Raw genomic sequence first — 12,905 nt, 5'->3', positions numbered from 1 at the left:
TGCACGTATCACCTTTCATTGCTTGTTTCTCGACAATTCAAGTATATAGAAATCGGTGATTACGTGCTTTTTTATTTATGAAATTTTTTCAAACCCCAACAAATATTATAGAGCCGAAAAACAAAAAGCCCTCTTCTTTTAAGAAGAGGGCTCGCTGACTGAGCAATTTTTCCTCCCCTTATCTTTCAGATCTAATTAGAATCTGTAGGAATTAGCACCTTTGCGTTAATAACACCGGTTGCTGGGCATCTTAGGGCCTAGTCCCTCCGCCTCTCTGGATAAAGGTATTTGATTCATGTTCCATCGTTGAGTTAACTATAATCCAAGCAAATTACTATGTCAACTATGATTTTAAATTTTTTTGAAACTTCTTAAATATTAAACGAGTATACTAGAATAGAAAGGAGGTTTATAGATTGCTATTTGCATTAATTGTCATCCTTATAATCGGTTATTTTATCGGATGTATTCATGGATCAAATGCTGCGAGATTATTGTCAGGAGTAAACTTAAAAGAAGTTGGCCATGGGAATGCGGGTGCTTCAAATGCAACCTTGTCTCTCGGCTGGAAGTATGGTGTGCTTGTAGCTTTAATTGACATCGCAAAAGGTGTTGTTGCCATCTTATTACTTCGACTTGTCTTAGTAAATTATACTAGCTTCTCAGAAAGCGAAATTTCAATTCTGCTATTTGTAATCGGAGCAGCTGTTATACTAGGTCACAATTTCCCTATCCATATGAAATTTCGTGGAGGAAAAGGAACAGCTTCATTAATTGGAATATTTATAGCACTAAATTGGAAATTTGGGTTGTTGGCAATATTGGCTCTTGTTATCACTACTCTTATAACAAATTATTTAATTATCGGAGTTTTTATCCTATATATTATTTTTTGTATTACTGCCCTTTTAATAGAACCGACAATTTGGCCGTTTTTCATTTCTTTAACATTATTTTTAGTTGCATTTTTCCTGCATTTTGAAAATATAAATCGAATGCGTCTAGGCACTGAACCAAAGCTAACATCAGCTTTTAAGAAAAAGTAACTGCTGCGCTTAAGCAAGGTTTTAATTTTTGTAAAGCTAAACAAAATATACTAATATAGCCTTATGGGGTTTAGCTCATAAGGCTATTTTTATTAGGAAAGTACCATATTCAAAGGGGAGATAACGAAATGTCAGTAAAAGAAATATTACGTAGTCATTCATCCGTACGAAAATATACAGGCGAGCCGATTCCAAAAGAAAAGGTTATTGAATTGATAGAAACAGCTCAAATGGCAGCAAGCTCACATTTTGTACAAGCATACAGTGTTATCTGGATTACAGATGAAGAAAAGAAACAAAAACTTGGTGAATTATCCAAAAATGAGTTCCAATTTAAAACTGCAGGCGCTTCATTTTTATTTTGTGTAGACTTCAAACGTTTACAAAAAGCGGGTCAAAAACATGGAGTAGAGATTGTTGCAGATTCTGCTGAAAATGTATTAGTCGGTGTAGCTGATGTTGGAATATTCGCCCAAAACTTTGTTATTGCAGCTGAAGCTGAAGGATATGGCATCTGTTATATTGGTGGCGCCCGCAACAACCCAGCAGAGATTAGCGAACTATTTAATCTTCCAGAGTACGTTTTCCCGCTATTTGCAATGACAATCGGTACTCCAACAAAACGCAATGAAACAAAACCTCGCCTTCCAGTTGAAGCCGTTCTTCATGAAAATGAATATGATGTAGAAAAATATGATTCTTTACTTGATGAATATGACTCAATTATGGAAAACTACTATGCAAGCCGCAGTTCTAATAACAAAATCGCCAACTGGACGAAACAAATGGCGGACTTCCTAATTGAACAGCGTCGTCCACAAATAAAAGAATTTTTAGCATCAAAAGGATTTAATTGGAAATAAAATGTGACTAAAGAGAGAACTTACTAGCGATTAATTAAAAAGTAAGTTCTCTTTTCCATAAATACGGTAAAATAGTAAGCTAATCTTCTCTTTATTTTTTTGTTAAAATAATAAGAAAGTTTGTAGGTCTGAAAGGATGTTTCTATGAATGGAGATAGACAAGTTGCGATGTCATTAGAGCGACAGCATATAAAACATGTTAGGCATTATTATCGTACAGTTGCTGAAGTAAACGTAGAACTTGCAAAAATACATAAAAATATAGAGGGAAATATAAATAAAGATAAATACAAATTCGCCTCTGAATATGTAAATCAATATGTCTCATATACAACTATTTGGAATATGAAGTTTGTTTATAACTTGGAAAGTCCAGAGGTCGCTTTACTTCAAATATTCCATTTGGATTATATATTTAAAAATGAACCAGAGAGTTTGTTTATAAAAGAACGAAGAATGCTTCTCGAACAAAAGGAGCAATTTTTTAAATTAAAGCCATATAAAGAAGAACATATTGAAATTCGAAAACATAAGATGCTTCAATTTATTACAGAAAAAGAAAACGAGTTATCCGAAAAATGATCATAAAAGAAGATACGTACAGTCCTCCTTGGCCTCATCAATATGTCCAGACATTAAAGCAAAAGTTTTCTGTCCTATGTCCCTCCTTCATGCTTATAAAACAATTTACTCGCAGAATGATACTTTAATGAATCATCTCTCTAGCTAATATGCAAATACTATCAATTAAAATTCGACCACAAGCATTAGAGATTTTCTCTAAGCTTGTTTTTTATTTGCAATCCATGAGAGTGATATTTGTAAGAGATTTATTAAGCATAATAGCTAAATAATTTGATTTAATGAATAATTAAAACTAAATTAAAGGAATTTTGGTACAATGTGTTAAATTTAATCGAAGATACTTTAAGGAGTGAAAAGATATGCCAATGGAGCAAGAAACGATGGGGCTGTTAATAGCCGGTTTTTCATCCATAATGGGTGTAGCATTCATTATAGTTTTAAGATTATTGTTTTCAAAAAATCGCAAATTATATAGACCTGCATATGGAATGGTATTAGTGTATCTAGTATTTTTTAGTTTAGCAGTTATCCAAGTCCTAAACGCAATAAAATTAGATATAAACCACCCAATGGCATCTGAAGAAATATCTTTAAAACTTGGCATCGCAGGAGTTCTTTGGGCTATTAGCATGTTATTTTTAATGCTTGGTTTAGTGAAATTTTCAATCAATAAAAAAACATTAAAAAAAGATCTTCATGTTAAATCTAAAAAACCCCGCAAAGTTAGAATTATGTCTAACGTTTACGGGGTCAGATTCTTTTTTAGTTATTTAAACCGTTATTTACTTCGCCGGAATTCCCTGTATAACAATTTCCTTAACAGGCAGGAACTGTTCATCCGTATTGTAATAAGTCACTGCCACACGGTCGCCTTCTTGCAAATAAATAACAAGCGGAGCATTTTGCGAGCTTACAATAAAGTTTTGGCCTGTATTCAGCAAGAATGAAACAATTGTATAATCACCGATTCTTTCTTTATAAACACGCAACACATCTCCGGAAATAGTTGCCTCTTCTGCATTAGATGTTCCATCAACAGAATCTCCACTTCGATTAAGTGCCGTCTTATAAAGTTTTAACGCTTCGTTTGGTGTTGATCCGTAAGCAGAAATTTCGGGATTCGCCGCTGAAACGATAAAGTAGTTTTGTAGGAAACCATTTGAATCAAGTACAGGTGCTAGCCAGCTTGCTTCACCATAGAAGTTATAAAGAATTGGCATCTCACCTGCCCATTCTTTTTCAATGAATTTCTTCTCAATAATATCCAATGCACCTCGTGAATCCATATACGATTCTTCCAAATTACCAGTATAGTAAGTCGATTCACCCGTTCTTGCATTAGTTAATGAGTAGCCAAGCATTGAATCAACGCCTTCTTTAGGGCTCGTAAAGTCTGTGAAGTAATACATTTCGCCATCTTCATTAAATATTGGGCTTACATTTGCCTCTGTTCCTTCATCAGAAGGCAACTTCACATCTTTTTTCCCAAACAAACTATTCCAATAGCCATGAATATATTTACCAAAGTAGCTATTTTGAAGACTAACTGATTCAGGTGAAACAGCACCATCAATAAATTCAGGCACTTCATCTAATGTGAATAGCTCAGATTCCCCTGTCGCTGCATCAACCATAACAATTCCTTTTACATCAAATCCATTTCGAGCAGAAATAAAATCTCCGTATGATCGAATATAATATGGTTTTCCTTCGTCATTTACTTCTAATTGAGACTCACCATAAAAAATAAGTGCTGGGTTTTGCAAACGCATGTGACGTTCTAAATCCTTATTTAAAAATGCAGAAGGGACATATTCCATCTCACTTTTAACAAACTTCGGATTATCGCTGGAGTCTGTAGCACTCATCGTAAAATAACCAGGTGTTGTTTTTCCGTTAAACCATTTAAAAAATCCTGAAAACTCAACAGGTGCTATATATACATATTCCCCATTCACTTTTTGAATTTGTAAATTTCCAAGTTCGTAGTAACTTGTATTAGGAACTTGGCCAAATGCTTTTTTCATTTTATTTTCCGCAAATCTTGGTGGTACACTGGCAGGAGTTTTAGTTTCATCAAAAGGCTCAATTTCTTCCTGCTCCTCCATTTTTGCGGAATTAAATTTTTCATTTGCATTCCATAATGGAGTTAAAAGCATATATCCTAAAAAAATTAAACTTGCTAAAAAAATTATGCCTTTAAATTTTTGTTCGATCCCTTTAGACAAGAGAACGCCAAGCAAAGCAATGATTGGCAGCACATAAGCGAAAACCGTCCAATTCATATCTATTTTCGTAATATATATAAAAAGGAAAGAAATAATAAAGCTCGCAATAAGACTAAAAATTAAAGATTTCCATAACTTATTAGTTTTTTCCCCTTTTTGCGCCTTATATGTAAAAGGAACAATGATAACTGTCGTGACAACTGCAGCAATTATGGCCGCTAGCAATAACTGATTCAACTGAACCACCCTTTCTTATACCTTTTATACGGAATAGTAATGGCTTTAGTTTCATAAATACATAAGAAAAACATAAGCGGTTCTTACTTGAGCATCGATGTTAACCCGCGAAAACGCTCTATCTTGCTTCTAACCAACATTATTCACTTTAGCTTTAGCTCAAGCTACTCCCTTCGTTGAAAGGACAGACCAATACTTCTAAAGGCATTAGCTTACGTTTAACACTATTCAAAAAAATTTATGCTTTTCTTAATAAAAAGGAGTGGTAGTTTTTTGGTGCAGAAAATTTTGTTATGTATGTTTGTCGTTTTTAGTTTCTACTATATATTCTTCATTGAAACAATTTTAGATTCTTTAATACTACTGTTTAAATTGATTCCTATGGTTTTAATTATTATTCTCGCATTTATAACCCCAGCTAAATACGCTACTGCCTATAAAACTTTAATAATCATCGCCCTAATTTTTTGTGCTTTTGGCGATTATACATTGCAGTGGTTTATTATCGGGCTTTCATGCTTTCTTATTGGCCACGTTTTTTACATTCGAGCATTTTTAACAACGAATGTTAAAAAACCTCCTTTATGGATAAGGCTGCTCCTTTTAATTTATGGAGTAAGTATGATGATTTGGATTGGAACTACTTTATTAGATGCTAACCAGTTCTTCCTTGCAGTCGCGGTTTGCGCCTATATAATTATTATACTAACGATGGGATGGACATCATTTAGAACTGGATGTAATTATGCAAGTATAGGGGCAATTTTATTTATCATTTCTGATTCCATATTGGCAATCAATAAATTTATTGCTCCTATCGAATATTCGCATCAATTTATTATGCTCACTTATTATGCAGCGCAATTTTTTATGACTTTAAGTATTGCTAACTATTCTGAATCCCGAAGTAAAAGTGCTACAATGAATGTAGTTTAAAACTTTAGGGGGGCCCTTCTATGAAAGAAAAAGTAATAGATCGTTTCATTAGATATGCAAAAATAGACACACAGTCAAATCCAGAAAGCTCAACAACGCCTTCTACCGAAAAACAATTTGATTTATTAAATGTATTAAAAGATGAGCTTTCAGAAATAGGTTTAACAGAAATTTCTTTAAATGAAAACGGCTATTTATTTGCCACTTTGCCATCAAATACAGACAAAAAAATTCCTACTATTGGTTTTTTAGCTCATGTTGATACATCCCCTGATTTTTCAGGAGCAAACGTTAATCCTCAACGTATTGATAATTACGATGGTGGTGATATTCAGTTAAATGATGATGTCGTTATGTCGCCAACCTACTTCCCAAATTTAAAAAACTATGTAGGGCAAACACTTATCACTACTGACGGTACAACGCTTTTAGGTGCAGATGACAAAGCTGGCATCGCTGAAATTATGACAGCAATGGAATATTTAGTCGCACATCCTGAAATCAAACATGGTAAAATTCGCGTAGCATTTACACCCGATGAAGAAATCGGACGCGGTCCACATAAATTTGATGTTAAAGCGTTTGGAGCTGATTTTGCTTATACAATGGATGGAGGCCCACTTGGTGAACTCCAATTCGAAAGCTTCAATGCAGCTGGCGTTAAAGTAACAACTCGTGGCACGAGCGTACATCCTGGTTCAGCAAAAAACAAAATGATCAATGCCATTACAATGGCGATTAAGTTTCAAAATGGAATGCCAGCAGATGCCGTTCCCGAAAAGACTGAAGGCTATGAGGGGTTCATTCATTTAATGAGCTTTAACGGAAATATTGAAGAAGCAAAACTTTCTTATATTATTCGCGACCATGACCGTGAAAAGTTTGAAGCGAAAAAAGCCCATTTTCTTGAAGTTGAAAAAATGGTTAAAGATAAATATGGTGAAAATGCAATCACAGTAGAAATTGAAGATCAATATTATAATATGGGTGAAAAAATTAAACCTGTAAAAGAAATTGTTGACATTGCTTATATCGCAATGGAAAATTTAGATATCGATCCAATTATAGAGCCAATTCGTGGTGGTACAGACGGTTCTCAGTTATCGTATATGGGCTTGCCAACTCCAAATATTTTTGCGGGTGGCGAAAACATGCACGGAAAATTTGAATTTGTCTCAGCAGAAACAATGGAAAAAGCAACAAAGGTTATTATTGAAATTGTTCGGCTATTTGAAGCACAAGCAAAATAAGTTAATTTGTGCGAAGTAAGTATTTCTTGCTTCGCACTTTTTATTGAAATAGATGTCTGAATATTATATATTTTTTGTATTCATGGCGAAAATTATATATTTTTAAATTATATTTGGTAAGAAAGTAGGTTATTAGATTGAAAGAGATTATATTAGGGATTCTAGCGGCACTATTTTTTGCTGTTACATTCATTTTAAATCATTCTATGGAATTAGAAGGCGGCAGCTGGCTTTGGAGTTCATCCTTACGCTATTTTTTCATGCTTCCCTTCCTACTTGTCATTGTTCTTTCTCGTAAAGGATGGAAGCCGCTCTCTTCGGAGATGAAAGCTCAACCTACTAAATGGCTGCTTTGGAGTTTTGTAGGATTTGTACTATTTTATGCTCCCCTGACTTATGTAGCTTCTTTTGGACCGGGTTGGCTCGTTTCAGGAACATGGCAATTTACTATTGTTGCTGGAATTTTACTGGCTCCATTATTTGTAAGAACAATAGACGGTGTTAAAATTCGCCAAAAAATCCCGGTTATTTCTCTGCTTATTTCAAGTGTTATACTAATCGGTATTTTATTAATTCAAGTTCCACAGGCACAATCTGTATCAATTCATGTTTTATTGCTCGGAACATTACCAGTCGTTGTCGCAGCTTTTGCCTATCCCCTCGGCAATCGAAAAATGATGGAAGTATGTGGTGGTCGACTTGATACTTACCAGCGTGTTCTTGGTATGACAATTGCTTCCCTGCCCGCGTGGATTATTTTAGCAGGCTATGCTTTTATAACTGTAGGTCTACCATCAGCAAATCAAGTATTTCAATCACTATTAGTCGGGATTAGCTCTGGAGTAATTGCAACAGTATTATTTTTCATTGCTACAGACCGTGTTCGGGAAGATCAAGGAAAACTCGCTGCCGTTGAAGCAACACAGTCAACAGAAGTACTTTTCGTTATCATCGGTGAAATGATTTTACTAGGGGTTCCATTGCCAGATCCAATTGCGCTAATCGGTATTGGTGTGATTGTAATTGGGATGCTATTGCATAGCTACCATACAGTCTTACTATCTAAAAAATCTGTAATAAAAGAAAAAGAAGCCGGACTTCAAAATTGAAGTCCGGTCTATTTTGTTGACGTTCTAGTTAAGGGGGGATAGAACGTTTAAATGATTCGCATTCTTCTGGAGAAAGAAGCTTAAAGTGTATTTCTTTCTTTATATGATAATGATAATCATTTTCATTTAATCTGTCAACTAATTTCAATAAATTTTTTTTCTAAATTAACAGGCAATAAATCTCCTGCCAATTGGAAGGCTTGGTAAGCAATCAATTCCCCATAAATCAAATTGGTTCGGCCATTATAATTCAACTCATTTAATGCATCTATCGTGCAAAAAGTTTTGTATTAATTACGGGAACCACGCTGATTTTATAGTTTACTTTATGACTGTTTTAAGGATCGGCGATATTTATATTGTTTTATTTGATAGAAGATAAAACAGCCAATACAAAAACCTAGAATAGCTATAAATGAAGCAAGAGCAACCATGATAGTAAAAATGAGGCCAACAATTTTCCAACCTACAAGAAAGCTAATATACCCACCAGCTAAACAAAAGATGGCGATGCACGCATTAAACTTTTGCTGAGTAACATCTTCCGGGATGTATTGCTTCCCTTTTTTAATTAAAAATATTCTTGCAAATTTCATGATCGGATTAAAATTAAATAAAACACCTAATACATTTGAAATTAATGGTATTAATAAAATGAAAGCTTCTCCAAAAATCCATGTTAAAATGACAGAAATTAAAATTGCCCATTGATTCGTTCTTACTAGCGGCCTTGGTATTGAATGTATTTGAGCCAAGATAATACCAACCTTTCTTATCCATTTTATACATTTTAATTGTTTAATCTTATTTTGTATAGAAAAATTTGATTATATATTGTGTTATAGTATGGTAAAAAAGAAAGGTGATGTTATGCATGCTTTAACTAACGATCAACTAAGGATGTTGAATTCATATAGTGTTTACACAGCAATTCCAGAGCGTACACTTTTCACCTTAGATAGCCTGCACAACGATTTTTATTTAACTGATTTTAAAAATTTAATGGTGGGAATAACAAAAGCAAAAACCGAAGCTGCAGCTATTTCTCATTTTGGGCGACGTTATGGGATGTTTATTGCAATGCAGTTTTATATGTTGTCTGTATATGATGAAGTGTGGGACGGTAATTTGGAGGATATTCGCTTTAGTCATGTCAAGGAATTTGGAAACAACACTGTTGCAACGTTTATTGCACCAAAGGATTTTCGCTATGTAGAAGACCATGAGCGTGAAGCAGTAATTGAAAACATTTTAACCCAATGCCATTTAATCTTTCAACAATTGCGTAAAACGACTTCAATATCCCCTCTTACATTATGGGAAAACGTTTTTGGATATATGATTTGGAATTATTATATAATAACTAATAATCCTTTGCTTGCAGACCGAGCTTTTGAGGATTTGGAAATTTTAGAGGATACAAAAGTATGGCAGCAATTTTCAAATAAATCTTGGTTTAATCAATTCACAGGTGGGAAAGCTCCTGCTGAATTAGTTAATAAACCTTTGCGAAAAAGCTGCTGCTTCTCTAAAGATATCCCTGGACTGATAGTTTGTGAATTTTGTCCAACGAAGTAACTGTGTTTTGCTTTCATCTTGAAAATAGTTATTTTCTAAAGAGGGCCACCCAAAATCAACTTTTGGATGGCTTATTTATATTATTTTTTCTTCTTATACTCTACTACCCAATCTTCATTTAATTGTTTCATAGCTACACCTACAAAACCATCTTTTAGCAGCTTTTGTTGTCCTTCTATGTCTCCCATTGAAATTGCAGCTGCATCTTCTTCATATTGAGGCTCTTTTCGCAAATCCAACGCAAATACATAGCGAAGCTTTTCACCATATGTATATTTTAATGCAACAATATAAAATCCTTGCAAAAATTTATCTTTTAAACTTGCAATATTATACGGCATAACTGTTGTACAAATATAATCAAATGCGGTTGTATCTATTTGCTGCATAATGACTTTTGCTAATGTTTTTTGTAAACCGTGTCCACGATAAATTGGATCTACACTTGAAATTTCTTGGTAAAGAACTCGTTTTAAATCCGATTCTTTTTCCAACCCAATATGATAACCTAAATGATCTTCATCGATTTCAGGAATCAAAAGGGCCCGAAAAGCAATTAATCTCTCTTCTACAAAAGCTCCTATCATAATGCCGTTTCCATCTAAAATAAACAAAAATTCTTCTTCTGAAAGCGGCTGTAAGATATCCTTATTCGGCAATGCTTCACAAACAGCTTCTTGCAATTTTAGCACTTCTGGTAAGCAGTTTTTATCTAAAACATGTACTGAGTAAGCTTGCTCACCTAATAAGCCTTCATAAATTTTTTCTTTCATTTTGCTCACCTACTGTATTAAATCCTTGAATTGTGTAAGCTCTGCAAGAACTGTCTCATCAACAGCAACACCTAATCCAGGATGTTCATTTAATTGGATACATGGGATAATATAGCTTTCCTTTAAATCACCAATATCTTTAGAAAATTTAACAGGGCCTGTTAATTCAACACTTTTTATAATTTTTTTCGAAAATGCAACATGGAAACCTGCAGCAGAGCCGATGGATGATTCAACCATAGAGCCTATTTGACACTCAATTCCAGCCATCTCCGCCATGTTTGCTAACTTCATTGCAGGATAAATACCACCGCATTTCATAAGCTTAATATTTACTTTATCTGCTGCGCGTTTTGCAATTATTTGACGCATATCATTCATATTACGAAGACCTTCATCAATCATTAATGGAATAGAAGATTTTGATTTAATTTCAACCATTGCATCAATATCATCTTGATCGACAGGTTGTTCAAGCCAGTCAAGGCCTAAAAATTCAAGTTGGCGTAAGGCTTGAAGTGTATTTGCACTATTTCCCCATCCTTGGTTTACATCTACACGGATTGCGATATCTTCTCCTACACGCTCTCTTACTGCTTTAATTCGTTTTACATCTCCTGAAACATCTACACCGACCTTCATTTTAAATGAACGGTAGCCTTCTTTTAATTTTTCTTCAGCTTCATTCGCCATTTTTTCGGGCTCGTCTATACTTAAAACATGTGTTACTGGGAATTTTTCATGATAGCGTCCACCTAAAAGCTGATATACAGGAACATCTAATTTTTTTCCTGCAACATCAAAACAGGCAATATCAATTGCAGCTTTTGCAGCTGGGGCTCTGTGTACTGATTTATCCATTATTTCATGTATCTTTTCAAATTCCATAGGATTTTTTCCAATGAGTATCGGAGCTAGCGTATTTTTTATCATTGCATAGGTTGAGTCTGGAGTTTCCCCAGTTATATGTTCATCAGGTACCGACTCCCCCCAACCGACAAGTCCACATTCTGTTGTTAATTTAACAATAATCGACCGAATATATGGGTATGTTGCATAACTAATAATAAAAGGTTTAATTAATGGTAAATTTACCGAAAAAACTTCAATTTGTTTAATTTTCATGATGATTAACTTCCTTTTCACCTACATCTATTTGTAGTTTATTCATTTACTGCATTTCGTAGAGTTGTTGTTAGCACTTTAGCACCTGTAATTAATGCTTCTTTATTAAATGTCATTTTTGGATGATGCAACCCTGGAGTTAAATCGGCACCAATTCCTATCATAGCTGCCTTTAAATTAGGCCTTAATATAGTGTAGTAATGGAAATCGTCGCTGCCTGGTGTTGAAATTGGTTTCTCTAAACATTCTATACCCAACGCTTCAATAATAGATTCTTTCGCAATTTTCATCGCTTCTTCTGAAACTTCTGCACCTGGTGTTTTATCAACCCAGTCACAGCTAATTTCTACTCCAAACATATCCATTATTGTTTTAAAGCCTTCATTAATTCGCTTTTGTAATTCTTCTAATACTGAGTTTTTTTGTGCGCGTACATCAATTGAAAATGCCGCACTTCCGGGGATTATATTTATACTCCCACCATCTGCAACAATTTTTGTTAACTTTGCACTATAAATTTCAAAAGGATTAATATAAATATTTTTTAACATTTGCTGAATTGCAAAAATGACATCTATTGCATTTTTCCCTTGATGAGGTCTAGCCCCATGTGCATCTACTCCAACAATTGTACCATTTAAAAATAACGCTGCACCGTGGTGAATTGCTGGTGTTACTTTTCCTAGCGGCAATTCTTCAATGGGGCGTAAATGAACACCAAATAAATAAGAAACATCATCGATTACACCATGCTTCACCATTTCAATTGCTCCCCCGCCCGTTTCTTCAGCAGGTTGAAAAATAAAGCGAATTCGTTTCTTTAAAGGTAATTCCTTTAATTGGATGAGTGCACCTAACACCATCGATATATTTGCATCATGTCCACAAGAATGGTTTGCACGCATAACTCCATCTACCTTTTGCCATAATGCATCAATATCCGCTCGAACAGCTATTACTTCTTCTCCTAGGCCGATTTCCGCTACAAGGCCTGTTACATCTGAAAAGAATTTATATGGCACTTTCAATTCATCTAATATAGATGCTATTTTTTTAGTAGTCTCAATTTCCTTCCAACTAACCTCTGGATTATCATGAAAATGTTCAAACCATCCATAGATGACTTCTTCGTAAGTTTTTACTTGCCCCATTTTGCACCTCAAATTTTTCGATTA

Annotated in this window: 13 protein-coding genes and 1 riboswitch; of the genes, 7 read left to right on the top strand and 6 right to left on the bottom strand. The window is 34.4% G+C overall.

Annotation, left to right across the window (positions count from 1 at the left end):
• Positions 1-175: 175 nt before the first annotated feature.
• A riboswitch (SAM riboswitch) is annotated at positions 176-285 on the bottom strand.
• Between the two features lie 131 nt (positions 286-416).
• From EKG35_RS15000 to EKG35_RS14990, 3 genes are all read left to right on the top strand, one after another.
• The gene (locus EKG35_RS15000; protein ID WP_126295346.1) at positions 417-1,046 is read left to right on the top strand and encodes a glycerol-3-phosphate acyltransferase; all 630 of its coding nucleotides are present in this window, start codon (positions 417-419) and stop codon (positions 1,044-1,046) included.
• Positions 1,047-1,174: 128 nt separating this feature from the next.
• On the top strand, positions 1,175-1,909 hold the full coding sequence (gene nfsA, locus EKG35_RS14995; RefSeq protein ID WP_126295345.1) for an oxygen-insensitive NADPH nitroreductase: 735 nt from the start codon (positions 1,175-1,177) through the stop codon (positions 1,907-1,909).
• Between the two features lie 144 nt (positions 1,910-2,053).
• Positions 2,054-2,491, top strand: a complete 438-nt coding sequence (locus EKG35_RS14990; protein WP_126295344.1) for a hypothetical protein — start codon at positions 2,054-2,056, stop codon at positions 2,489-2,491.
• Between the two features lie 295 nt (positions 2,492-2,786).
• On the opposite strand, the gene EKG35_RS21035 is transcribed toward EKG35_RS14990, so the two are convergent.
• Together EKG35_RS21035 and EKG35_RS14980 are read right to left on the bottom strand one after the other, a co-directional pair.
• On the bottom strand, positions 2,787-3,164 hold the full coding sequence (locus tag EKG35_RS21035) for a hypothetical protein (protein ID WP_185807778.1): 378 nt from the start codon (positions 3,162-3,164) through the stop codon (positions 2,787-2,789).
• Between the two features lie 112 nt (positions 3,165-3,276).
• A complete protein-coding gene (locus EKG35_RS14980) occupies positions 3,277-4,959 on the bottom strand; it encodes a hypothetical protein (protein WP_126295343.1) in 1,683 nt (560 codons plus the stop codon).
• Positions 4,960-5,235: 276 nt separating this feature from the next.
• On the opposite strand from EKG35_RS14980, the gene EKG35_RS14975 reads away from it, so the two are divergent.
• The 3 genes from EKG35_RS14975 (at position 5,236) to EKG35_RS14965 (ending at position 8,254) form a co-directional block, all read left to right on the top strand.
• Positions 5,236-5,895 (top strand): lysoplasmalogenase, encoded by a 660-nt coding sequence (locus EKG35_RS14975; protein WP_246020411.1) that lies wholly within the window; start codon positions 5,236-5,238, stop codon positions 5,893-5,895.
• Positions 5,896-5,915: 20 nt separating this feature from the next.
• On the top strand, positions 5,916-7,145 hold the full coding sequence (gene pepT, locus EKG35_RS14970; protein WP_126295341.1) for a peptidase T: 1,230 nt from the start codon (positions 5,916-5,918) through the stop codon (positions 7,143-7,145).
• A gap of 137 nt (positions 7,146-7,282) precedes the next feature.
• On the top strand, positions 7,283-8,254 hold the full coding sequence (locus tag EKG35_RS14965; protein WP_126295340.1) for a DMT family transporter: 972 nt from the start codon (positions 7,283-7,285) through the stop codon (positions 8,252-8,254).
• A gap of 326 nt (positions 8,255-8,580) precedes the next feature.
• On the opposite strand, the gene EKG35_RS14960 is transcribed toward EKG35_RS14965, so the two are convergent.
• On the bottom strand, positions 8,581-9,009 hold the full coding sequence (locus tag EKG35_RS14960) for a DUF4395 domain-containing protein (protein WP_126295339.1): 429 nt from the start codon (positions 9,007-9,009) through the stop codon (positions 8,581-8,583).
• A gap of 91 nt (positions 9,010-9,100) precedes the next feature.
• Between EKG35_RS14960 and EKG35_RS14955 the strand changes: the two genes are divergently transcribed.
• Complete coding sequence (locus EKG35_RS14955; protein ID WP_246020409.1) at positions 9,101-9,832, top strand: Fe-S oxidoreductase; 732 nt, start codon at positions 9,101-9,103, stop codon at positions 9,830-9,832.
• A gap of 80 nt (positions 9,833-9,912) precedes the next feature.
• Here the strand turns inward: EKG35_RS14955 and EKG35_RS14950 are convergent, their stop codons facing one another.
• The 3 genes from EKG35_RS14950 to EKG35_RS14940 are packed head-to-tail and all read right to left on the bottom strand — an operon-like array spanning position 9,913 to position 12,881.
• Positions 9,913-10,605, bottom strand: a complete 693-nt coding sequence (locus EKG35_RS14950; protein ID WP_126295338.1) for a GNAT family N-acetyltransferase — start codon at positions 10,603-10,605, stop codon at positions 9,913-9,915.
• Positions 10,606-10,614: 9 nt separating this feature from the next.
• Positions 10,615-11,730, bottom strand: coding sequence for a mandelate racemase/muconate lactonizing enzyme family protein (locus tag EKG35_RS14945; RefSeq protein WP_126295337.1), 1,116 nt, complete (start codon positions 11,728-11,730; stop codon positions 10,615-10,617).
• 38 nt (positions 11,731-11,768) lie between these two features.
• A complete protein-coding gene (locus EKG35_RS14940; protein ID WP_126295336.1) occupies positions 11,769-12,881 on the bottom strand; it encodes an amidohydrolase in 1,113 nt (370 codons plus the stop codon).
• Between the last annotated feature and the right edge of the window lie 24 nt (positions 12,882-12,905).

The sequence above is a fragment of the Lysinibacillus telephonicus genome (assembly GCF_003966145.1).
GTDB classification, from domain to species: Bacteria; Bacillota; Bacilli; order Bacillales_A; family Planococcaceae; genus Ureibacillus; species Ureibacillus telephonicus.
This window is presented reverse-complemented; position numbering and strand designations above follow the sequence as displayed.